This is a genomic window from Pseudomonas sp. GW822-FHT05A08 (genome assembly GCF_058800485.1).
This window is the reverse complement of the sequence record NZ_CM179511.1, coordinates 3325776-3348538: the sequence shown is the minus strand read 5'-3', so window position 1 is coordinate 3348538 and position 22763 is coordinate 3325776. Positions and strand designations below refer to the sequence as shown.

12 protein-coding genes and 1 pseudogene are annotated in these 22763 nt (G+C 65.3%); 5 read left to right on the top strand and 8 right to left on the bottom strand.

The genetic code is table 11. From position 1 onward, the window contains the following. Nucleotides 1-400: 400 nt before the first annotated feature. A complete protein-coding gene (locus tag AC3RCP_RS15065; RefSeq protein ID WP_101337843.1) occupies nt 401-1456 on the top strand; it encodes an autotransporter domain-containing protein in 1056 nt (351 codons plus the stop codon). 193 nt (nt 1457-1649) lie between these two features. Here AC3RCP_RS15065 and glgB read toward each other — a convergent pair whose 3' ends face one another. The 3 genes from glgB to AC3RCP_RS15050 form a co-directional block, all read right to left on the bottom strand. Continuing rightward, nucleotides 1650-3878: a 1,4-alpha-glucan branching protein GlgB gene (glgB, locus tag AC3RCP_RS15060; RefSeq protein WP_492570251.1), complete on the bottom strand. Its 2229-nt coding sequence runs from the start codon at nt 3876-3878 to the stop codon at nt 1650-1652. 42 nt (nt 3879-3920) lie between these two features. Then, nucleotides 3921-7253, bottom strand: a complete 3333-nt coding sequence (gene treS, locus AC3RCP_RS15055; protein ID WP_492570250.1) for a maltose alpha-D-glucosyltransferase — start codon at nt 7251-7253, stop codon at nt 3921-3923. Nucleotides 7254-7528: 275 nt separating this feature from the next. Continuing rightward, nucleotides 7529-9529, bottom strand: a complete 2001-nt coding sequence (locus AC3RCP_RS15050) for an alpha-1,4-glucan--maltose-1-phosphate maltosyltransferase (protein ID WP_492570248.1) — start codon at nt 9527-9529, stop codon at nt 7529-7531. 246 nt (nt 9530-9775) lie between these two features. Between AC3RCP_RS15050 and AC3RCP_RS15045 the strand changes: the two genes are divergently transcribed. Further along, nucleotides 9776-9961: a hypothetical protein gene (locus AC3RCP_RS15045; protein WP_101337839.1), complete on the top strand. Its 186-nt coding sequence runs from the start codon at nt 9776-9778 to the stop codon at nt 9959-9961. 99 nt (nt 9962-10060) lie between these two features. On the opposite strand, the gene AC3RCP_RS15040 is transcribed toward AC3RCP_RS15045, so the two are convergent. Continuing rightward, nucleotides 10061-10567 (bottom strand): MgtC/SapB family protein, encoded by a 507-nt coding sequence (locus AC3RCP_RS15040; RefSeq protein ID WP_007930978.1) that lies wholly within the window; start codon nt 10565-10567, stop codon nt 10061-10063. A gap of 194 nt (nt 10568-10761) precedes the next feature. Between AC3RCP_RS15040 and AC3RCP_RS15035 the strand changes: the two are divergent. The 3 genes and pseudogenes from AC3RCP_RS15035 to mapR all read left to right on the top strand — a co-directional run bounded on the left by AC3RCP_RS15035 (nt 10762) and on the right by mapR (nt 14154). Then, nucleotides 10762-10991, top strand: a pseudogene (locus AC3RCP_RS15035) (DUF3203 family protein). Nucleotides 10992-11198: 207 nt separating this feature from the next. Beyond that, nucleotides 11199-12611: a cytochrome c oxidase accessory protein CcoG gene (ccoG, locus tag AC3RCP_RS15030; protein WP_492570246.1), complete on the top strand. Its 1413-nt coding sequence runs from the start codon at nt 11199-11201 to the stop codon at nt 12609-12611. A 133-nt stretch (nt 12612-12744) separates the two neighbouring features. After that, a complete protein-coding gene (gene mapR / locus AC3RCP_RS15025; protein WP_492570244.1) occupies nt 12745-14154 on the top strand; it encodes a GntR family transcriptional regulator MpaR in 1410 nt (469 codons plus the stop codon). Between the two features lie 325 nt (nt 14155-14479). On the opposite strand, the gene AC3RCP_RS15020 is transcribed toward mapR, so the two are convergent. From AC3RCP_RS15020 to AC3RCP_RS15005, 4 genes are all read right to left on the bottom strand, one after another. Continuing rightward, nucleotides 14480-15226, bottom strand: coding sequence for an SDR family oxidoreductase (locus tag AC3RCP_RS15020; RefSeq protein WP_053261011.1), 747 nt, complete (start codon nt 15224-15226; stop codon nt 14480-14482). A 411-nt stretch (nt 15227-15637) separates the two neighbouring features. Next, nucleotides 15638-17716, bottom strand: coding sequence for a putative bifunctional diguanylate cyclase/phosphodiesterase (locus tag AC3RCP_RS15015; RefSeq protein WP_492570241.1), 2079 nt, complete (start codon nt 17714-17716; stop codon nt 15638-15640). 381 nt (nt 17717-18097) lie between these two features. Continuing rightward, nucleotides 18098-19576, bottom strand: a complete 1479-nt coding sequence (locus tag AC3RCP_RS15010) for an efflux transporter outer membrane subunit (RefSeq protein WP_492570239.1) — start codon at nt 19574-19576, stop codon at nt 18098-18100. Further along, nucleotides 19573-22680, bottom strand: coding sequence for an efflux RND transporter permease subunit (locus AC3RCP_RS15005; protein ID WP_101337835.1), 3108 nt, complete (start codon nt 22678-22680; stop codon nt 19573-19575). The genes AC3RCP_RS15010 and AC3RCP_RS15005 overlap by 4 nt, the downstream gene beginning before the upstream one ends. Nucleotides 22681-22763 lie beyond the last annotated feature (83 nt).

Here is a 22763-nt window from a genome sequence, read left to right as displayed (position 1 = left end):
GAAGCGGCCAGCGTGCTGGCCAAGGCCTGACGCTGCCCTTGGCCCAGGCAAATCACCGACTCGCCCGCAAAGGACGAGTCGGTAGTGGGCTACCGAAAATCGCTTTCCCCCGCCTCTTTCGACGTTTTTTCGCACAAACAAGAACTTAGAGAATCGCTTTTTTTCAGTCGGTTACACAGCCTGAATTACCTACGCCACTGGTCGGTCATTTTCTTGACGGCTGCCCTGTCGTCTCCTTAGCTACAGCTTACTACCCCCGGAAATACAACCAGGGGCAAGCCTCGGATACCTGCTCTAGAGCGGGTCGCCGAGCCTTGCCTCAACGAACTCGGTCGCCCCTCATTCGGGGTAGGAGAGACGCCACGGCGAGACACGGCATGCGATTGCAAGGTAGCCCTCCATGAAAACTTCACTCACCCCACAAGAGATCAAGATCATTCTGTGCACAGTTTCCGCTTCGGTATTGCTGTGCGCGTCCATGGAGGTACAAGCGTCCCCTGCCGAGGACGAGGCGCAGCTCTGGTATCGCCAGGACCTGCTCCTGAACCGCCTGTTGACACCCGCGCCCTCCGCGACGCCCATGCCGGCCAGCCAGCCCCAGGGCAATAGCCTGGGTATCGTGCAAGGCAGCCCGCAGGTCTGGGACCCGCTGTACGGGCCCGCGGCGCGGCAGACCGACGCCGGCTACCTCGGTTCGCGTTTTGCCAGCAGCATCAACGGCACGCCCGGCGGCCCGGTGCTCTACACCCTGGAAAGCAGCAGCGGGCATACCCAGCGCATCGGCCTGCTGGGCGGCCAGAGCCAGTTCCAGGCCAACGGCCAGGGCGTGCCCGGCGGTTTCAGCGACCCGCGTAACGACCGTTTCAGTGTCCAGGGTCAAAGTCTTGGCGCGTTCTGGAGCCTGACCGGTCCGCAGGGCTGGCACGTCGATCTGTCGGCCAGCGGCGCCCGGGTCAGCGGCTTCAGCCGCACCGAGCAAGGCCAGCGGCAAGCCGCCGAAGGCAGCGCGGTGACCCTGTCGGTGCAAGGCGGGATTCCCATCGGCATCAGCGACAACTGGGTGGTCGAACCCCAGGCGCAATTGATCAACCAGCGCGTCAGCCTGGACAACCCGAATGCCGACAGCAGCACCCGCTCCGCCGGCAACCTCAACGCCTGGAGCGGCCGCGTCGGGGCTCACTTGCAAGGTCGTTATGACATCGCCGGGCACTCGGTGGAACCCTATGTGCGCACCAGCTTGTGGCACACGGTGTACAGCGGCGACACCCTGACCCTGGACAAGGTCGACAAGATCAGCAGCAGCCACAAGTCCTCCACGGTCGAAGTCGGCCTGGGCCTGGTGGCCAGGCTCACCCCCGCCGTCAGCCTGTACGTGAGCGCCGACTACAGCAGCGACGTGGACGACAACGACCTCAACGGACTGATCGGCAGCCTGGGTGTGCGGATGCGCTGGTAAAAACCTGTAGCCGCCGCAGACTGTGATCGGCGGCGCAGCCGACGCAAAGGGAGCATCGGCCATACGCGTCGTCCGGATTGCGGGCTCTGCGAGCCCGATCGCAGCCTGCGGCAGCGGCTACAGGAGATTGGGTTTTCAGGGACAACTTGAGGGTGTCTGCTCGCGATCCGCTACGCGCAGCGGCCAGTCGATATCACGCTTCGGGTTGCAGGATCAGCACCGCCAGCGGCGGCAGGTTCAACGCCAGCGACAACGCCTGGCCGTGGCTCGCCACGTCCTCGGTGAACACCCCGCCGCCATTGCCATAGTTGGACCCGGCGTAGGTATCGGAGTCGCTGTTGAACAACTCGCCCCAGCGCCCGGCGAAGGGCACGCCGATCCGGTAGGCCTGGCGCGGCACCGGGGTGAAGTTGGCTACCACCAGCAGCGGCTTGCCGTCCTTGCTCCAGCGCAGCCAGGCGTAGACGCTGTTGATCGCGTCGTCGCCGATCAGCCACTGGAAGCCCTGGGGCGCGTCGTCCTGGTCGTGCAGCGCCGGATGCTCGCGGTACAGCCGGTTGAGATCGCTCACCAGCTTCTGCACGCCGCGGTGCTCGGGGTATTGCAGCAGGTACCAGTCCAGTTGCTGATCGTGATTCCATTCGCGCCACTGGCCGAACTCGCAGCCCATGAACAGCAGCTTCTTGCCCGGGTGGGTCCACATGAAGCTCAGGTAGGCCCGCAGGTTGGCGAACTTCTGCCAGCGGTCGCCGGGCATCTTGTCGATCAGCGAGCGTTTGCCGTGCACCACTTCGTCGTGGGAGATCGGCAGAATGAAGCGCTCGGACCAGGCGTACACCAGGCCGAAGCTCAGTTCGTTGTGGTGATGGGCGCGGTACACCGGGTCCTGCTGGATGTAATGCAGCGAGTCGTGCATCCAGCCCATGTTCCATTTGTAGGCAAAGCCCAGGCCGCCTTGCTGGGTGCCCTGGCTGACGCCCGGCCAGGCCGTGGACTCCTCGGCGATCACCAGGGCGCCCGGCGCCTCGAGGGACACCACGTCATTCAGGTGACGCAAAAAGTCGATGGCTTCAAGGTTCTCGCGTCCGCCATGGCGATTGGGCACCCACTCCCCGGCGTTGCGCGAATAGTCGCGGTAGAGCATCGAGGCCACGGCATCCACCCGCAGGCCGTCGACATGGAAATGCTTGAGCCAGTGCAGCGCCGACGCCAGCATGAAACCGTGGACCTCGGTGCGCCCCAGGTTGTAGATCAGGGTGTCCCAGTCCTGGTGGAAACCTTCCAGCGGGTTGCCGTATTCGTACAGCGCGGTGCCGTCGAATTGCGCCAGGCCGTGGGCGTCGGTGGGAAAGTGCGCCGGCACCCAGTCGAGAATCACCCCGATGCCCGCCAGGTGGCAGGCGTTGACGAACGCCGCGAAGTCGTCGGCGCTGCCATAGCGGGCGCTGGGGGCGAACTGCGACAGCGGCTGATAACCCCAGGAACCGCCGAAGGGATGCTCCATGATCGGCATCAGCTCGATATGGGTGAACCCCAGGTTCTGCACATAGGGGATCAGGCGTTCGGCCAGTTCGTGCCAGTCGTACTGGCGCGCCACCTCGCCCAGATCGTCCACCTCGCATTGCCAGGAGCCGGCATGCAGTTCGTAGATCGACAAGGGCGCGTCTGTGCGCTGGCGTTCGCCGCGGGCCTGCATCCAGTCGAGGTCCTGCCAGTCGATGCTCAGCGGGCTGGCGACTTTCGAGGCGGTATCCGGCGGCAACTGGGTGGCCAGCGCCACCGGGTCGGACTTCAGCGGCAGGATGCCGTGGGCGCCGAGGATTTCATATTTGTAGGCTTCGCCCGGGCCCAGGCGCGGCACGAACAGCTCCCAGACCCCGGACGGATGACGCAGGCGCATCGGGTGCCGCCGTCCGTCCCAGACGTTGAAGTCGCCGACCACCGAGACCCGCCGGGCATTCGGCGCCCAGACCGCGAAACGCACGCCGTCGACGCCCTCCACGGTTTTCAGCTGCGCGCCGAGGCAGGCGCTGAGGTCACGGTGGTTGCCCTCGGCGAACAGGTACAGGTCCATCTCCCCCAGCAACGGGCCGAAGCTGTAAGGGTCTTCGCCAATATGCTCGCCACCGGCCCATTGCGTGCGCAGCAGATAGGGCTGGGCCTGGGCAAAGTGCCCGACGAACAACCCCGGCACCTCGGTGCCCTCCAGGCTGCCCAGCACTGTCACGCCATCGCGAGCCAGCACCTGCACACTCAGGGCGCCCGGCAGGAAGGCACGGATGAATTGGCCGCCGGCGCCGTCGCCTTGGGGGCCGAGCACGGCAAAGGGGTCCTGGTGCTCGGCACGCACCAGTGCCTCGACATCCCGCGCGGCGGGCATTGCCTGTTTGACCTGACCCTGTTCCTTGTTCGAGAAACTCATGACTGCTCTCCAGCACTTTTTGTATCGGAAAAGGGTTTCACATCACTCAACCTTCATATCACTTAGCAGCACATGCAGCCCCCGCAGCGGCACCGCGAGCCAGGCCGGACGGTTTTCCGCTTCATACGCCACTTCGTAGGCTGCTTTCTCCAGGCTGAACAAGGCCAGCGCGGCGTCCTCGCCATTCTTTTCCTGCCAGGCATGAGCAAGACTAGCTGCCGCCAGCCGGTACGCCTGGACAAACGACTCGCGAGCTTCGCGCAGATAACGCTCGGTGACCCGCTGCCGGGCCGCCAGGGCGTGGGCCGACGCGTCGAGGCTCTGGCCGCCGAGGGCCAGCGCCGCGGCATAGTCGAAGGAGCGCAGCACCCCACTGACGTCCTTGTACGGACTGTGCTTGCCCCGGCGCTCGTCCAGCGGCCGGGCCGGTTCGCCCTCGAAATCGATCAGGTAGGCGTCGCCCTTGATCACCAGCACCTGGCCCAGGTGCAGGTCGCCGTGGACGCGCATGCGCAGGCCGCCGACCGCCTGTTTCGCCAGGCCCTGGATATGCGCCAGGATCGCCGTCTTGTGTTGGCTCCACGACGCCACGCGCTGTCGATCCTCAGCCGTCAGCTCAGCCTGATGCTGCTTGAGCAAGTGCAAGGCCCGTTCCAGTTGCGCGCCAATCTGCCTGGCCCAGGCCTGGGCGTCCTTGTCGGTACTCGGCCGCGCGCGGAAGGCCGGGTTGGCGGTCGGCGCCGCGAGGACCTGGTGCATTTCCCCCAGGCGCTGGCCGAGCATGCCGGCAAAGTCGCGCAACTCGCCCAGGGCGTTGTAGTGCTGGTCCTGCTCGGACATGGCGTCGGCCAGTTCATCGCGGATCGCCCGCTCCAGGTTGTTCTGGGTCCACTCCCAGGCATCGCCCTGATTGCTCAGGTAACCCTGGGCGATCATCAGCAGGCTGTCCTCGCCCTGCCCGTCGCGGCGGATCACCGAACCGAGCAAGGGTGAAATGTGCTGGAAGCCGGCGGCGGTCAGGTAGGCGCTCATCTCCAGTTCCGGGTGCACGCCGCTGGCCACCTTGCGGATCAGCTTGAGCACCAGGCTGGTGCCGATCACCACCGAGCTGTTGGATTGCTCGGCGGACAGGTAGCGCACTTCGGATTCCGCGCCCAGGCCGAGCCCGGCCAGTTGCTCCGTGGCCTCGAAGCGGATCTCGCCATCACCACAGGGCAGCACGGTGTGCGCCTGGATCGCCTGCAGGACATTGTGCACAAAACTTTCCAGGGCAAAGGCGTCGGTGATCAGCCCCACCTGGCGGCCACGGCGCACCCGCGCCAGGGCCAGTTGCTGCGGCAGCGCGGCGCCGATCTGCTCTTCGCCGAGCAAGCCGAACGGCAGCTGGTAGCGCCCGCTCTGGCCGCCGCCGCTGACCTCCAGCTCGCTGAGCAACACCGGATGCTGCGGATCGCCAAAGCGCACGCCATAGGCGATGTGCACCTGCTCGATGGCGCTGTCCTTGCCGGCGAACCAGCGGCGCTTGGGCAGCCAGGTCGGCAGCGAACTCTGCTCCAGGGTGGTGCGCGATGGCGCTTCGAGCAATTCCTCGAGGCGTTTTTTCAGCACCAGGGTGGTGAAGTCCGGCAGGCTCTGGGCCGGCTCCACATGCCAGCTCGGCATCTGGTTCTCCGCCGCTAGGACAAACCAGTAGAAACCGTAGGGCGCCAGGGTCAGGAGGAAATTCAGCTGGCCGATTGGCGGGAAGGCATTCCCGCCGAGCATCTCCACCGGCACCATGCCGGCGAACGCCGACAGGTCCAGCTCCGCCGCCTGGGCGCTGCGCGACACGTTGGCCACGCAGAGGATGATTTCGTGCTTGCCGTCGGGCCCGGTGTATTCGCGGGTATAGGCCAGGATCCGGCGGTTGCTCGGCGACAGCATCTTCAGGCTGCCGCGGCCGAAGGCCTTGGACTGTTTGCGGATCGCCAGCATGCGCCGGGTCCAGTTGAGCAGCGAATGGGGGTCGCCGGCCTGGGTCTCGACATTCACCGACTGGTAGCCGTACAGCGGGTCCATGATCGGCGGCAAGACCAGGCTCGCCGGGTCGGCCCGGGAGAAACCGCCGTTGCGGTCGATCGACCATTGCATCGGCGTGCGCACGCCATCGCGGTCGCCCAGGTAGATGTTGTCGCCCATGCCGATCTCGTCGCCGTAATACAGGGTCGGCGTGCCGGGCATCGACAGCAGCAGGCTGTTGAGCAGTTCGACCCGGCGGCGGTCGCGCTCCATCAGCGGCGCCAGGCGCCGGCGAATGCCCAGGTTGATCCGCGCGCGGCGGTCGGCGGCGTAGTAGTTCCACAGGTAGTCGCGCTCGCGGTCGGTGACCATCTCCAGGGTCAGCTCATCGTGGTTGCGCAGGAAGATCGCCCATTGGCAGTTGGCGGGAATCTCCGGGGTCTGGCGCAGGATGTCGGTGATCGGGAAGCGGTCTTCCTGGGCCAGCGCCATGTACATGCGCGGCATCAATGGGAAGTGGAAGGCCATGTGGCATTCGTCGCCGTCGTCGCCCTTCACGTCGCCCTTCTTTGTTTGACCGAAGTACAGCTGGGTGTCTTCCGGCCACTGGTTGGCTTCGGCCAGCAGCATGCGATCCGGGTAGTTGGCGTCGATCTCGGCGCGGATCTGCTTGAGCACGTCGTGGGTCTCGGGCAGGTTCTCGTTGTTGGTGCCGTCGCGTTCGATCAGGTAGGGAATGGCGTCCAGGCGCAGGCCGTCGATGCCCATGTCCAGCCAGTAGCGCATCACCGACAGGACCGCCTTCATCACCTGCGGGTTGTCGAAGTTGAGGTCCGGCTGGTGGGAATAGAAGCGGTGCCAGAAGTACTGGCCGGCCACCGGGTCCCAGGTCCAGTTGGATTTTTCGGTGTCGAGAAAGATGATCCGCGTGCCGTCGTACTTCTGATCGTCATCGGACCACACATAAAAATCCCGCGCCTTGGAGCCGGCCTTGGCCTTGCGCGCCCGCTGGAACCAGGGATGCTGGTCCGAGGTGTGGTTGATGACCAGCTCGGTGATCACCCGCAGCCCGCGCTGGTGGGCCTCGGCGATAAACCGCCGGGCGTCGGCCAGGGTCCCGTAGTCGGGGCTGACGCCGCGGTATTCGGCGATGTCGTAACCGTCGTCGCGGCGCGGCGAGGGATAGAACGGCAGCAGCCAGATGGTGTTCACCCCAAGGTCGGCGATGTAGTCGAGCTTGGCGATCAACCCGGGAAAATCGCCGATCCCGTCGTTGTTGGAGTCGAAATAGGATTTGACGTGAACCTGATAGATCACCGCGTCCTTGTACCAGAGCGGGTCCTTGATGAAGGTGGCTGACCTGGTTTTCTTCGCCATGGGTAACTCCTGAAAAATTCATTGGTCCGTGGCTGTGTAACTGCCCTGTAGCCGCTAGCCTGCTGGCTGCGCAAAGCCCGCAGGGCCTTCAACGGCCCCAAGAGCGCGTCCCGTTCCGGGCCGATCGCAGCCTGCGGCAGCGGCTACACCGATCGCGCCTGTAGCCGCTGCCGAGCCTGCGAGGCTGCGATAAGGTCCGCAGGACCTTCGACGGCCTCAAGAGCGCGTCCCGTTCCGGGCCGATCGCAGCCTGCGGCAGCGGCTACCGGTGTGAATCAGGCAACGCTGATGCGCCAGATGCCAAACGGTTGCTGCCAGGGTTCGATCCGCATGAACTGGGTCTTGCCGTACCAGGTCCAGCGATGGCCGTTCATCAGGTCCTCGCCCTGGGTCTGCGCATCGTCGGGCAAGCCCAGTTCCCACAGCGGCAATTCGAAATGCGCTTCCTGAGCGTTGAACGGGTCGAGGCTGACCGCCACCAGGATGAAGTTGCCGAGGTCGGCGGTGCGCTTGCCGAAATACAGGATGTTGTCGTTCCAGGCGTTGTAGACCTGCAAGCCCAGGTGCGTCTGCAGCGCCGGGTTCTGTCGCCGGATGCGGTTGAGCTGGGCGATCTCGGCAATGATGTTGCCGGGGGCGCTGAAGTCCCGGGGGCGGATCTCGTATTTCTCCGAGTCCAGGTATTCCTCGCGCCCCGGAACCGGCGCCGCCTCGCACAGCTCGAACCCCGAATACATGCCCCACAGGCCCGAGCCCATGGTGGCCAGCGCGGCGCGGATGAGAAACCCCGGGCGCCCCGAGTCATGGAGAAAGAACGGGTTGATGTCCGGCGTATTGACGAAGAAGTTCGGCCGGTAGCATTCGCGCCACGGCGACTGATTGAGTTCGGTGAAGTAAGTCGCCAGTTCGCTCTTGGTGTTGCGCCAGGTGAAATAGGTGTAGCTCTGGGAATAACCGACCTTGCCCAGGCGCGCCATCATCGCCGGCGTGGTGAAAGCCTCGGCGAGAAAGATCACCTCCGGGAACCGCGCCCGCACATCGGCGATCAGCCACTGCCAGAACGGCAGCGGCTTGGTATGGGGGTTGTCCACGCGAAAGATCTTCACCCCCTCCTCGACCCAGCCGACCACGATGTCGCGCAGCTCCAGCCACAGGCTGGGGATGGCCTCGATGGCATAGAAGTCGACGTTGACGATGTCCTGGTATTTCTTCGGCGGGTTCTCGGCGTATTTGATGCTGCCGTCCGGACGCCAGTTGAACCAGCCCGGATGCTGCTTGAGCCAGGGATGGTCCTGGGAACACTGGATGGCGAAATCCAGGGCGATCTCCAGGCCGTGCTCGGCGGCGGCCGCCACCAGGCGGCGGAAATCCTCGCGGCTGCCGAGCTGCGGATGGATCGCCTCGTGGCCACCCTCTTCGCTGCCGATCGCATAGGGGCTGCCCGGCTCCTCGGGGCCGGCGGTCAGCGAGTTGTTGCGGCCCTTGCGAAAGCTGCGGCCGATGGGATGGATCGGTGGGAAGTACAGCACGTCGAAACCCATGTCATGGATCATCGCCAGGCGCGAGTGCACATCGTCGAAGGTGCCATGACGGGCCGGATCATCGGTGATCGAGCGGGGAAACAGCTCGTACCAGCTGGCGAACTGCGCGCGTTCGCGCTCCACGTCCAGCGGGTATTGCGGGCTCAGGCTCAGGTAGGGACGGTGGTCGGCCTCGGCCATCAGCCGTGCACTGCGTTCGTGCAAGAACAGCGCCACCTGCTCGGCTTCGAGCAGCATCGCCAGCTGATGGTGCAGCGCCAGCAACTGCTCGCGCAGCGGCCCTTCGCTACGCTCGGCGGCGTGCAGCACATGGCTGCGGCCCTCCTGCAATTCGAGGCTGACCGCGATGCCGGCCTGGTGTTTCTTCTGCAGGTCGTAGCAGAAGCTGGCGAACTGATCGATCCAGGCCTCGATGCAATACAGGTAGCGGCCCTGGCTGGGCACTGTGAACTGGCCTTCCCAGCTATTGTTGCCGAGGTCTTCCATGGTTTCGCTGTGCCAGTGGCTGTCGGCTTCGGCGCACCAGCGGATGCGCACGGCCAGTTTGTCGTGGCCGTCGGCGAACACCTTGCTGCTGACCCGCACCACCTGCCCCGCCACCGCCTTGACCGCGAACTGGCCACCGTCGATCAGCGGCCGGGTGTTCTCGATGACGATACGCGGCAGCAGCAAGGCCTGCGACAGGGGCAGGTTCGGGTTGTATTGCAGTTCGGTCGGTCTTTTTTCGGCAGTCATCGAGCATCACTCCTTACGCCCCATGGACGCTCTGTTGCTGGTCTATTCCGGCGCGGGCCCTCTCTTGGGAGCGGCCCCCAGGGTCGGCGACGATCCGCGCGGATCAGCGAAGCACTTAGGTTCCGAGACACCAGGGCCGGGAAAGTTCACCCGGATTTGCCTCCCTTCGCGCCGGGAATCAAATCACCGAGCCGAGGGTCCACCTTGGGAGACTGTGCAAAACCAAGCACAAAGGAGGCCATGCCGATGAGTATCCCGATCCCGGCGGAAACGCCCGACCCGAACATCGACCACCCGACGTTGCCGCCAACCGAGCCGCAACCGGTGCCCGAGGAAGATCCACCCGAAACTACCCCACCGCCCAGGGAGGACCCGCCGAGCGATCCGGCACCGGTCATCGCTTGCGGTCACAGCATTACGCCCAAACCATGACAAGCGTAGACAATCGGTTGCCCGTCGCTGCCGTCGCCAACCGGCAGCGGGCATCCCTTCGTTGCTGGCGGCGAGTGTGCCCGCGACGCTTCAGGGCGTTTATCCGGGCGGTTCATCGTCGCCTTCCAGCTTGCGCACTATCCAGGGCATCACGCTGAAGACCGCCAGCGCCAGCAGGGTGCTGAACACCGCCGTGGCTTCGCGGCCGACGCCCGCCGAGACGCCGATCGCCGCGGTCATCCACAGCCCGGCCGCGGTGGTCAGGCCCTTGACGTGCCCTTCCTCGTCCTGCTTGCCCTTGAGAATGGTGCCCGCGCCGAGAAAACCGATACCGGCGATCACCCCCTGCACCACCCGGCTCATGGCATCGGCCTGGGCGCCGGACATCTGCGGCACCAGCACGAACAGCGCCGCCCCCAGCGCCACCAGCATATGGGTGCGCACCCCGGCGGCCTTGCCCTTGTGCTCGCGTTCGAAACCGAGAATGCCGCCCAGCAGCGCGGCGATCAGCAGGCGTACGGTGATCTGGGTGAGTTGCCGGGCATCGCCGATATCGGCGAACTCCGCTTGCAGGGTGACCCAGACTTCATGCCACCAGGCGTTCATGCGCAGGTCCTTTCCGTTCGGGTTCTCAGGTTCTTATTGGCGGGCGGGCAACGAGGCAGCCCTCCTTAATCAAAGGACAGCGACACCGGGCAAAAGGTGCGATCCGTCAGCGGGTGACCACTGATCGGTCGGGCAGCCCCCCGGACGGCAGCCGGGCCCTGAAAACCGTACCCACCGCACAACAGGATTCGCCCATGAGCCTGCGCATCGAAAACCGGATCTGCCATTTCGACACCGAAGACCTTCACGCCCGCCTGCCAGCGCCGTGACCGTGATCACCGACGCGGCCAGGTCGATGTCGGCGGTCGACCTCGAAGGCCGGCGTATCTACATCACCGAAGCAGAAGCCGACGCATTGACCGTAGCAGGCGCCACCGACGGCCGGCGTCATCTGCGCGCCAGCGACAGTGATTCGGTGATTTGACTGATCTGCATCACAGCGCCCGGCGCAGGCCTGTGCCAGACGTCGACGGCGCCCGATAGCGGGCGCCTGGCCGGGTATGGCAAGTTGTCGCAGGGCAGCGCCCGACGGGCATCTGATCTGCTTTTTATTGCGATACCTGAGTCTGTTATGCAAACAGATCGCTGGGCATAGTTCATCTGCCTGATGGAGGCTGATGAGCGAACGACCATGAGCGAAAGAATCCCCGTCCGATTAGTAGAAACATTCGAGCCTGCGCGCCCAAAGACGAAGGCCAAATCCAGCGACAACCTGATCCACACCCGCAGTTTCACCGGCCTGTTCCGCACCCTGCGCATGAGCGGCGCGGGCTTCCTGTTCCTGCTGTTCTTCGGCACCGTGTGGTTGAACTGGGGCGGCCGCCAGGCGGTGCTCTGGGACCTCGCGGAAAGCAAGTTCCACATCTTCGGCGCCACCTTCTGGCCGCAGGATTTCATTCTGCTCTCGGCGTTGCTGATCATCTGCGCCTTCGGCCTGTTCGCCATCACCGTGTTCGCCGGCCGCGTCTGGTGTGGCTATACCTGCCCGCAGAGTTCCTGGACCTGGCTGTTCATGTGGTGCGAGAAGATCACCGAGGGTGAACGCAACCAGCGCATCAAGCTCGCGGCCGCGCCCTGGAACCTGAACAAGCTGATCCGCCGTTCGGCCAAGCACAGCCTGTGGCTGGCCATCAGCCTGCTCACCGGCCTGACCTTCGTCGGTTACTTCACACCGATCCGGCCGCTGGCCGAGGAGTTGCTGACCCTGCAGATCGGCGGGGTCAGCCTGTTCTGGGTGCTGTTCTTCACCGGCGCCACTTACCTGAACGCCGGCTGGCTGCGCGAGGCGGTGTGCATGCACATGTGCCCGTATGCGCGGTTCCAGAGCGTGATGTTCGACAAGGACACCCTGACCATCTCCTACGACCCGGCCCGCGGCGAAATCCGCGGCCCACGCAAGCGCGGCGTGAAACCCACCGATATCGGCCTCGGCGACTGCATCGACTGCCAGCTGTGCGTGCAGGTCTGCCCGACCGGCATCGACATCCGCGACGGCCTGCAGATGGAATGCATCGGCTGCGCCGCCTGCATCGACGCCTGCGATTCGATCATGGACAAGATGGGCTATGCCCGGGGCCTGATCAGCTACACCTCGGAGCACCAGTTGCAAGGAGGCAAGACCCACCTGCTGCGCCCACGCCTGATCGGCTACAGCGCGGTGCTGCTGGTGATGATCGGCGCCCTGGCCCTGGCGCTGGTGGAGCGGCCGATGGTGTCGCTGGACGTCAGCAAGGACCGTGGCCTGTTCCGCGAAAACAGCCTGGGCCAGATCGAGAACATCTACAGCCTGAAGATCATCAACAAGACCCAGCAACGCCAGGATTACCGCCTGCAACTGGTGGACGGCGACGGCTTCCAGCTGCAAGGCAAGACCGAAGTCAGCCTGGCCGCGGGCGAGATCGTCGACCTGCCGGTGTCGGTGGCGATGATCGCCGAGCAGCCGCAGAGCAGTTCCCAGGAGCTGAGTTTCAAGGTGGTCGACGCCGACCAGCCAGAGATCTACAGCGTGGCCAAGAGCCGGTTTGTTGCGCCCTTGAACCGTTGATCCCTTAGACTGGGCGCCGCTTTGCGGCTATCGCGAGCAAGCTCGCTCCTACAGGTGCGCATTGGTCCTTGTAGGAGCGAGCTTGCTCGCGATAAATCGCTCAGCCACCGCAGCCTCCAACCCGAGCCGCCCCATGAAACGCTACGAAAAATTCGCCGACGACATCGCAGAACTGATCCGCTCCGGGGTGCTCGGCCCCGGCCAGCGCGTACCTTCGGTACGTTATGCCAGCCAGACCTATGGGGTCAGCCCGTCCACGGTGTTCCAGGCCTATTACCTGCTGGAGCGGCGCGGCCTGATCCGCGCCCGGCCGCGCTCCGGCTACTTCGTCAACACCCATGCGCCGAGCCCGTTCTCGGAGCCGGTGATCAGCAGCCAGGTCAACGAGTCCACCGAAGTCGATGTCAGCGAACTGGTGTTCTCGGTGCTGGACTCGATCAAGGACCCGACCACCGTGCCGTTCGGCTCGGCCTTTCCCAGCCCGACCCTGTTCCCGCTGCAGCGCCTGTCGCGTTCCCTGGCCAGCGCCAGCCGCGAGATGGACCCACGGGTGGTGGTCACCGACATGTCGCCGGGCAACCCGCAGCTGCGCCGGCAGATCGCCCTGCGCTACATGGTTGGCGGGCTGATGCTGCCCATGGAAGAACTGCTGATCACCAACGGCGCCCTGGAAGCCCTGAACCTGTGCTTGCAGGCGGTGACCGAACCCGGCGATCTGGTGGCCATCGAGGCCCCGGCCTTCTACGCCAGCCTGCAAGTGCTGGAGCGCCTGAAACTCAAGGCCGTGGAAATCCCCGTGCACCCGCGGGACGGCATCGACCTGGGGGTGCTGGCGCAGACCCTGGAGCGGCATCCGATCAAGGCCTGCTGGTGCATGACCAGCTTCCAGAACCCCATGGGCGCGACCATGCCCGAGGCGAAGAAGCAGGAGCTGGTGGCGTTGCTGTGCAGCCATCAGGTGCCGCTGATCGAGGACGACGTCTACGCCGAGCTGTATTACGGCCAGCAGGCGCCGAAACCGGCCAAGGCCTTCGACACCGAGGGCCTGGTGATGCATTGCGGCTCGTTCGCCAAGAGCCTGGCCCCGGGTTATCGCATCGGCTGGGTCGCCGCCGGGCGTTACGCGCAAAAGATCGAACGGCTGAAACTGATGACCTCGCTGTGCGCCTCGATGCCGGCCCAGGCGGCCATCGCCGACTACCTGCAACACGGCGGCTACGACCGCCACCTGCGCAAACTGCGCTATGCCCTGGAAGAACAGCAGAGCGCCATGCTCGCCGCCATCGCCCGCTACTTCCCGGCGCAGACCCGGGTCAGCCAGCCGGCCGGCGGCTACTTCCTGTGGCTGGAACTGCCAGCGCAGATGGATTCGTTGAAGCTGTTCCAGATGGCCCTGGCCCAGGGCATCAGCATCGCCCCGGGACCGATCTTCTCGCCGACCCAGCGCTTTCGAAACTGCATCCGCCTCAACTACGGCAGCCCGTGGAACGAAGCGGCGGAACAGGCCATGGAAACCCTGGGCAGGATCGTGCGGTCGTTCTGAAGCCGGGCCAGCGCTCCACGTAAACGTGGAACCTGTAGCCGCGCAGATGGCCGAGCTCCGCGAAGCTGCGACAAGGTCCGCAGGACCTTCGACGGCCTCAAGAGCACGTCCCGTTCCGGGCCGATCGCAGCCTGCGGCAGCGGCTACACCGATCGCGCTCCCCTGTAGCCTGCGAGGCTGCGAACGGTTTGGGCGGCACTCCGACATAGCGACCGCAAATCCTGAACTTGCGATTTGTCTGGATAGACGCGCTGTCCGGCCTTGCGACTGCTGCGCAGTCGATCGCAGCCTCGCGGGCTCGGCAGCGGCTACACGCGTGAGGCTCTCAGCGGCCGCCGCCCAGGTCGATAAAGGTCCCGGTGGAATACGAGGCTTTGTCCGACAGCAGCCAGATGATCGCCTCCGCCACCTCGTCCGGGCGGCCGCCGCGGCCCATGGGGATGGCGGATTCCAGCTTGCTGACGCGGTCGGCGTCGCCGCTCAGGGCATGGAAGTCGGTGTAGATGTAGCCCGGGCGCACGCCGTTGACGCGGATGCCTTCGCCGGCGACTTCCTTGGACAGGCCGATGGTGAAGGTGTCCAGCGCCCCCTTGGAGGCGGCGTAGTCGATGTACTCGCCGGGCGCGCCCAGGCGGGCGGCGACCGAGGACACATTGACGATGCTGCCGCCCTGCCCGCCATGCCTTGGCGACATGCGCAGCACCGCGTGCTTGGCGCAGAGGATCGGCCCGAGCACGTTGGTCTTGATGATCTTGAGAATGCGGAATTCGGACATTTCGTCGAGCCGCGACTTCTGCCCGACGGTCCCGGCGTTGTTCACCAGCGCGGTGACCCGCCCCAGCTCGGCATCGACCCGCTGGTAGAGGGCGATCACTTCGTCCTCGATGCTGACATCGGCCCGCACGGCAATCGCCTGGGCGCCCAGGCCGCGTACCTGCTCCAGCACCTGGAAGGCCGCCTGTTCGTCGGCCTGGTAGTTGATGCAGATGCGATAGCCCTGTTGCGCGGCCAGCAGCGCGGTGGCCGCGCCAATACCGCGGCCGCCACCGGTGATGAGGATGACTTTGTCCATGCTGCCAACTCCCTCGCTGATCTTTGAACGCCAGCAATTAAACACCCTGCGGCGAGCGTTGCAAACCTTCTCGGGGCCGTCATCCGCCCCCTGGCTGATCGCCGGTCGGCGTGTCTATCCAGGCAGATCGCGGGCTTGGGGTTTGTGCTCGCTGCGTCGGAATGCCGCCCAGACCGGACGCAGCCTCGCAGGCTCGGCAGCGGCTACAGGAGTCGGCTAAAACGCGATCGATGTAGCCGCTGCCGCAGGCTGCGATCGGCCGGCATGGCCGTGATGTTATTGCGGTAGCACGGTCTTGGGATTTTCTACCGTCTGGTCCATCGTCATCGCGGGCAAGCCTCGCTCCTACAGACACGCTGTAGCCGCTGCCGAAGGCTGCGAACCTGCGAAGCAGGCAGGCGTTCGACGCGTTCAGAGCGCCAGCTGTTCGGCCTGATGGATGTTCTGCATGAACCGTGCGGCCGGCAGCGGATGGCCGAGGAAATAACCTTGCAGCGAATCGCAGCCCAACTGGGTCAGGAAGGTCTGCTGCACGTCGGTTTCCACGCCCTCGGCGACGATCCGCAAGCCCAGGGCCCGGCCCAGGGCGACGATGGCCGAGACGATCGCCGCGTCGTCGCTGTCGTGCTCCAGGTCGCGGACGAAGCCGCGGTCGATCTTCAACTCGTTGGCCGGCAGGCGTTTGAGGTACATCAGGCTCGAATAACCGGTACCGAAGTCGTCGATGGACAGGTCCACGCCCATCTCCGCCAGTTGCTTGAGCACAGTCATGCTGGCATCGGCATCGCTCATGGCCGTGGTCTCGGTAATCTCCAGGGTCAGGCTGTTGGCCGGCAAGCGATGCAGGCTCAGCGCCTTGGCCACGCTGTCGACCAGCCCGGCATGGCAGAACTGCAACGCGGAGATATTCACCGCGATCCGCCAGCCTTCATAACCTTCGCTGTACCACTCGCGCATCTGCCGGCAGGCCTCGTTGAGCACCCACTCGCCGATGGGGATGATCAGCCCGGTCTTTTCCGCAAGGTCAATGAACGTGTCCGGCAGCAGCAGCCCCAGTTGCGGGTGCTCCCAGCGCAACAAGGCTTCGGCGCCCACCGGCAAGCCGTTGGTGGCATCGAACTTGGGCTGGTAATAGAGCCGGAACTCGCCGTGCTCGACGGCATGGCGCAGGTCCTGCAACAGTTGCAGTTGCCGGCGCGCGTCGCTGTTCATCGAGGCGTCGAAGAAGCTGTAGCCGTTCTTGCCGGTGCCCTTGGCGTGATACATCGCCGCATCGGCGTTCATCAGCAGTTCCTGGGGCGTCAGGCCGTTGCCCGGGTACACCGCGATGCCAACGCTGGCGGAGATCTGCAACTCGTGTTCGGCGACCCGGAACGCCTGGCCGATCAGGCCCACCTGGCGCGCGGCCAGGCGCAAGGCATCGTCCGCCTCGTTCAGTTGCACCAGCAGCACGAACTCGTCGCCGCCGATCCGCGCCAGGGTGTCCTGGCTGCGCAGGTCTTCACGCAGGCGCACCGCCACCTCGCGCAGCAACTGGTCGCCCATGTGATGGCCGAAGGCATCGTTGACCGGCTTGAAGCCGTCCAGGTCAATGAACATCAGCGCGAAACAACCGCCCTGCTCCGTCACCCGCTGCATCGCCTGGTCGATACGGTCGGCCAGCAGCGTGCGGTTCGGCAGGCCGGTCAGGGTGTCGTGCAGCGCCAGTTGGGTCAGCTCGCGGTTGGCCACGGTCAGCGACTCGGCCAGCACCGCGGTGCGCGCTTCCAGGCGCGCGTCGAGTACCGAAGTCAACAAGGCAATGACCAGCACCGCCAGGGTGGTGATCAGCACCAGATTGTCCAGGCCCTTGCCGCTCAGGCCGTCCACCGCCGCACCACAGAAACTGCCGTCGGCGAAGCGCGCCGCGGCCATGCCGGTGTAGTGCATGCCGACAATGGCGATGCCCATCACCACCGCGGCCCCACAGCGGGCCAAACGTACATAAGGGGTATTGCGGCGCAGGCGAAAGGCGATCCACAGCGCCGCGGCCGAGGCGCCGACGGCTATCAGCAGCGAGGCGCCGAACAGGCTCGGGTCGTAGTCGATGCCCGGCTGCATGCGCATCGCCGCCATGCCGGTGTAATGCATGGCGCTGATCCCGGCGCCCATGATCAGCGCGCCGAAGGCCAGCTGCCAGAGCGGCAGGCTCTGCTGGCTCACCAGCCACAGGGCGAAACCGCAGGACAGCACGGAAATCAGCAGCGACAGCGCGGTGATGCCAGTGTCGTAGCCCAGGTCGATGGGCAGGCTGAAAGCGAGCATGCCGATAAAGTGCATCGACCACACCCCGATGCCCATGGCCAGGGCGCCGCCGGCCATCCACAGCAACGCCGCCCGACCACGCGTGGTGGCGATGCGACCGGTCAGGTCGAGCGCGGTGTAAGAGGCGAGAATCGCCACAAACAGGGAAATCAGAACCAGGGCGGGAGAGTAGGTACCGGTGAGCATGAACGTCTCGTGGCGTTAGCCGGAAGCGTCCATGCCCGGCGGTAAAAAGGCGCAATTGTACTGCTTGCGTATAGAAACACACTCACAAAGTAAGCAAAAAGCCATCAGTCGGACGAAAGTAGCCGGTTGATAAAACAAACCGGTTACAGCAGCGGCGCCAAGCGTTGTCACCCCACCGGCACGCCGCTATCGATGTAGCCGCTGGCGCAGCCTGCGATCGAGCGCGTAGCGCTCGCAAAGCGGACAAGGTGTGAGACCAGATGGAGCGCGGATTCAGGGTTTGCGGTCGCTGCGCGAACCGTTCGCAGCCTCGCGGGCTCGGCAGCGGCTACAGAGGTCAGGCAGCGACCGTAAACCCGGGCGGATCGCGGATTCAGCCTGTTACTCCTTGCTGGCCTGCAGCTGGCCGTCCCAGCCGCCGCCGAGGGCGGCGATCAGTTGCACGCTGGTGACCAGCCGGCTTTGCAGCAGGGTCAGCACGCTGCGTTCGTTGCTCAACGCCGTGGCCTGCACCACCACCACGTCCAGGTAGGCGATCACCCCGGCCTTGTACTGGTTCTCGGTCAGGCGCAACGACTCGCGCGCCGAATCCAGGGCCTGCTGACGCACCGCGGCCTCGTCTTCCAGGACCTTGAGCTGCACCAGGTAGTTCTCCACCTCGCGAAAGCCGTCGAGCACGGTCTGGCGGTACTTGGCCACGGTCTGGTCGTAGGCCGCCTCGGTGCGGTCGACTTCCGCCGAACGCTGGCCGCCGTCGAACAGGGTCATGGCCAGTTTCGGCCCCACCGACCAGAAGCGGTTCGGCAGGCTGATCCAGTCGGCGTAGGTACTGCTGCTGTAGCCGCCCGCCAGGCTCAGGGTCAGGTCCGGGTAATAGGCGGCCTTGGCCACGCCGATATTGGCGTTGGCGGCGATCACCGAACGCTCGGCCGAGGCGATGTCCGGTCGCCGCTCCAGCAGCTGCGACGGCAGGCTCAGCGGCACCTGGGGCAAGGCCGGGATGTCCTGGGTCTCGGCCAGGCTGAACTCGGCCGGCGGCAGGCCGATCAGCACCGCGATGGCGTTTTCCAGCTGGGCGCGCTGCCAGATCAGGTCGATCAGGTCGGCCTGGGTGGTTTTCAGCTGGGTTTGCGCCTGGGCCACCGCGTCCTTGCCGGAGACGCCGGCGCGGTACTGGTTCTCGGTCATGGTCAGCGAGCGCTGGTAGGCCGCCACCGTGGCTTCGAGCAGGCGCTTCTGCTGGTCCATGACCCGCAGTTGCAGGTAGTTCTGCACCAGCTCCGACTGCTGGCTCAGGCGCATCGCCGCGAGGTCGGCGAAGCTGGCCTCGGCGCTGGCTTCGTTGGCTTCCAGGCCGCGGCGCAGCTTGCCCCAGACATCCGCCTCCCAGCTCACCCCAAGCTGGGTGTTGTAAGTATCGCGAATGCCGCTGGAGGAGCTGCTCAGGGCCGAACTGCTGCTGCCGGTGCCCTGGCTGGCGCGGGTTTTGCCGGCGCTCAGGTCCACCGTGGGGAACAGCGAGCCACGGGCGCTGCGCGCCAGGGCCTGGGCCTGGCGGTACTGGGCCTCGGACTGCGCCACGCTCTGGTTGGCGCTGTTGAGCTTGTCGATCAGGCCGTTGAGCTGGCGGTCGCCGTACAGCTCCCACCAGGCGCCGCGGGCCAGGGAATCGCTGGGGCTGGCCTGGCGCCAGCCCGCCGCTTCCTTGTATTGCGCGGGCTCGGCGACTTGCGGGCGCTGATAGTCCGGGCCAATGGCGCAGGCGCTGAGCAGCGCCAGGCTCAAGCTCAGGCTCAACAGCTGCGAACCGCGGGCCAGGGCCAGGCGCTGAGGAAGGTTGCGGGGCGAGCAGTCAGTCATAGCGGCGTTTCCAGAGCGGCATCGGTACGGACCCCACGCCAGTGGTTGAACTTATGGCGCAGGCGATCGAGATAGAGGTAGACCACCGGGGTGGTGTAGAGGGTCAGGACCTGGCTGAAGACCAGGCCGCCGATAATGGTCAGGCCCAGGGGCTGGCGCATTTCCGCGCCTTCGGCGCTGCCGAGCAGCAACGGCAAGGCGCCGAGGATCGCCGCCAGGGTGGTCATCAGGATCGGCCGCAGGCGCAGCAGGCAGGCGCTGCGGATCGACTCCAGCGGGCCCAGGCCCTGGTGACGCTCCAGCTGCAACGCCAGGTCGATCATCAGGATGGCGTTTTTCTTCACCACGCCGATCAGCAGGAACAAGCCCAGCAGTGAGATCAGGCTGAACTCGCCGCCCAGCACGTAGATCGACAGCAAGGCGCCGACCCCGGCCGACGGCAGCGTGGAGAGAATGGTCAGCGGGTGAATGTAGCTTTCATAAAGCACGCCCAGCACCAGGTACACCGCCAGCAACGCGCCGAGGATCATGAACGGCTGGCTCTTCTGGGTCGCGGCGAAGGCATCGGCGGTGCCGGCCATCTTGACGATCACGTCTTCGGGCATGCCGACCTTGGCGATCGCCCGTTCGATGGCCGCCGTGCCCTGCTCCACTGTCACCCCTTCGGCCATGTCGAAGGAAATGCTTTCCGAGGCGAACTGGCCTTCGTGGCTGACCCGGTCGTCTTCCAGGCTGTTTTCGTAGTGGGCGATGGTCGACAGCGGCACCCGCGCGCCATCGGCGGTGATCACCTGCACCTGGTTGAGGGTGACCGGGTCCTGGGCGTATTTCGGGTTGACCTCCATCACCACCTGATACTGGTTGAGGCTGTCGTAGATGGTGGAAATCTGCCGCTGGCTGTAGGCGTTGTTGAGCACCGCGGTGACCATGTTCATGTCGATCCCCAGGCGCTTGGCCTGGTCGCGGTCGACCACCAGGGTCACCTGCTGGGCGCCCCGCCCTTCGCGGGCGTCGATCGCGGTCAGCTCCGGCAAGGCACGCAGCGCGGTGACCACTTTCGGGTACCACTCGCGCAACGACCCCAGGTCGCCGCTCTGGATGATGTAGGAATACTGCGAGGTGGTCTGCTCGCGGCCGCCGCCGAACTGCAGGTCCTGGTCGGCCATCAGCATCAGCTGGGCGCCGGGCACCTTGGGCATTTCCTTGCGCAGGCGCTCGATGACTTTCTGCGCGGACATGTTGCGTTCCTTGATCGGCTTGAGGCGCACCAGCATGAAGGCGTTGTTGGTGCCGTTATTGCCACCGATGAAACCGGCCACGCTCTCCACCGCCGGGTCCTTGAGCACTTCGCGGCGGAAGATCTCCATCTTCGGCTGCATCACGGTGAACGACAGGCCATCGTCGCCCCGCACGAAACCGATCAACTGGCCGGTGTCCTGCTGCGGCATGAAGGTCTTGGGCACCACCACGTACAGCGCGATGTTGACGCCGATGGTCACGAACAGGCTGAGCAGAGTCAGGCGCTTGTGACGCAGTACCCAGTCCAGGCTGCTGGCGTATCTGGCCACCATCCAGTCGTTGGCGTGCTGGCTCCAGCGCTGCAGGCCGTTCTCCCGGCCCGGCACATGGGGCTTGAGCCAGCGGGCGCAGAGCATCGGGGTCAGGGTCAGGGACACCACCAGGGACACGACTATGGCCGCCGCCAGGGTGATGGAAAACTCGCGGAACAGGCTTTGAATGATCCCGCCCATGAACAGGATCGACAGGAACACCGCCACCAGCGAGACGTTCATCGACAACAGGGTGAAGCCGACTTCCTTGGCTCCCAGGTAGGCCGCCTTGATCGGTGCGATGCCTTCGTCGATGTGCCGGGAAATGTTCTCCAGCACCACGATGGCGTCGTCCACCACCAGCCCGGTGGCGAGAATCAGCGCCATCAACGACAGGTTGTTCAGGGAAAAACCGTACAGGTACATCACCGCGAAGGTGCCCACCAGCGACACCGGCACCGCCAGGGTCGGGATCAGCGAGGCGCGCAGATTGCCGAGGAACAGGTAGACCACCAGTATCACCAGGGCCACGGCGATCAGCAGGGTCATCTCGGCCTCATGCAGGGTGGCCTTGATCACCGGCGAACGGTCCATCGCCAGGTTGAGCTTGACGCTGGCCGGCAGCACCGCCTGCAACGCCGGCAGTTGCGCCTTGATCTCGTTGACCGTCTCGATGATGTTGGCCCCGGCCTGGCGGTTGATCACCAGCAGCACCGCCGCGTCGTCGTTGAAGAAGCCGCTGTTGTAGCGGTCCTCGACGCCGTCGCTGACCTTGGCCACGTCTTTCAGGCGCAGGGCCGCGCCGTCCTTGTAGTGGATGATCAGCGGCTCGTAATCCTTGGCCTTCTCCAGTTGGTCGTTGGCCTGTACCTGCCACATCTGCTCGCTGTTCTCCACCGAGCCCTTGGGCCGGCGCACGTTGGCTTCGGCGATGGTCTTGCGCACATCGTCGAGGGCCACGCCGTACTGGTTGAGCAACTGCGGCTCGAGCTCGATGCGCACCGCCGGCAGCGAACTGCCGCCGATCTGCACCTCGCCCACCCCGGACACCTGGGACAGGCTCTGGGACAAGATGGTCGAGGCCAGGTCGTAGAGCTGGCCCTTCTCCAGCACATCGGAGGTCAGCGACAGCACCATGATCGGCGCCTGAGACGGGTTGACCTTCTTGTAGGTGGGCATGCTGCGCATGCCGCTGGGCAGCAGGTTGCGCGAAGCGTTGATCGCCGCCTGCACTTCCCGCGCCGCGCCGTTGATGTCGCGGTCCAGGTCGAATTGCAGGATGACCCGGGTCGAACCCTGGCTGGAGCGGCTGCTCATGGTGTTGACCCCGGCGATCGCGCCGAAGGAACGCTCCAGGGGCGTGGCCACGGTGGACGCCATCACCTCGGGGCTGGCCCCCGGCAGGCTGGCCTGGACCACGATCACCGGGAAGTCCATCTGCGGCAGCGGCGACACCGGCAGCAGGCCAAAGCTGACACCGCCCAAGAGCATGATCGCCAGGCTCAGCAGCATGGTGGCCACCGGCCGGCGGATAAAGGGTCCGGACAGGTTCATGGGCGGCAGCTCCAAGCTGCAAGAGAGCAGCGGCAAGCTTCAAGCTGCAAGCGGCAAGAGAAAAGCGGGTCACGCAGCGGCTC

Coding starts and splice junctions, on each gene's coding strand:
- AC3RCP_RS15020 (WP_053261011.1), bottom strand. CDS start 15,226: ATGGACAAAGTCATCCTCATCACCGGTGGCGGCCGCGGTATTGGCGCG.
- AC3RCP_RS15010 (WP_492570239.1), bottom strand. CDS start 19,576: ATGACTGACTGCTCGCCCCGCAACCTTCCTCAGCGCCTGGCCCTGGCC.
- AC3RCP_RS15005 (WP_101337835.1), bottom strand. CDS start 22,680: ATGAACCTGTCCGGACCCTTTATCCGCCGGCCGGTGGCCACCATGCTG.
- AC3RCP_RS15045 (WP_101337839.1), top strand. CDS start 9,776: ATGAGTATCCCGATCCCGGCGGAAACGCCCGACCCGAACATCGACCAC.
- AC3RCP_RS15065 (WP_101337843.1), top strand. CDS start 401: ATGAAAACTTCACTCACCCCACAAGAGATCAAGATCATTCTGTGCACA.
- AC3RCP_RS15040 (WP_007930978.1), bottom strand. CDS start 10,567: ATGAACGCCTGGTGGCATGAAGTCTGGGTCACCCTGCAAGCGGAGTTC.
- AC3RCP_RS15050 (WP_492570248.1), bottom strand. CDS start 9,529: ATGACTGCCGAAAAAAGACCGACCGAACTGCAATACAACCCGAACCTG.
- ccoG (WP_492570246.1), top strand. CDS start 11,199: ATGAGCGAAAGAATCCCCGTCCGATTAGTAGAAACATTCGAGCCTGCG.
- mapR (WP_492570244.1), top strand. CDS start 12,745: ATGAAACGCTACGAAAAATTCGCCGACGACATCGCAGAACTGATCCGC.
- AC3RCP_RS15015 (WP_492570241.1), bottom strand. CDS start 17,716: ATGCTCACCGGTACCTACTCTCCCGCCCTGGTTCTGATTTCCCTGTTT.
- glgB (WP_492570251.1), bottom strand. CDS start 3,878: ATGAGTTTCTCGAACAAGGAACAGGGTCAGGTCAAACAGGCAATGCCC.
- treS (WP_492570250.1), bottom strand. CDS start 7,253: ATGGCGAAGAAAACCAGGTCAGCCACCTTCATCAAGGACCCGCTCTGG.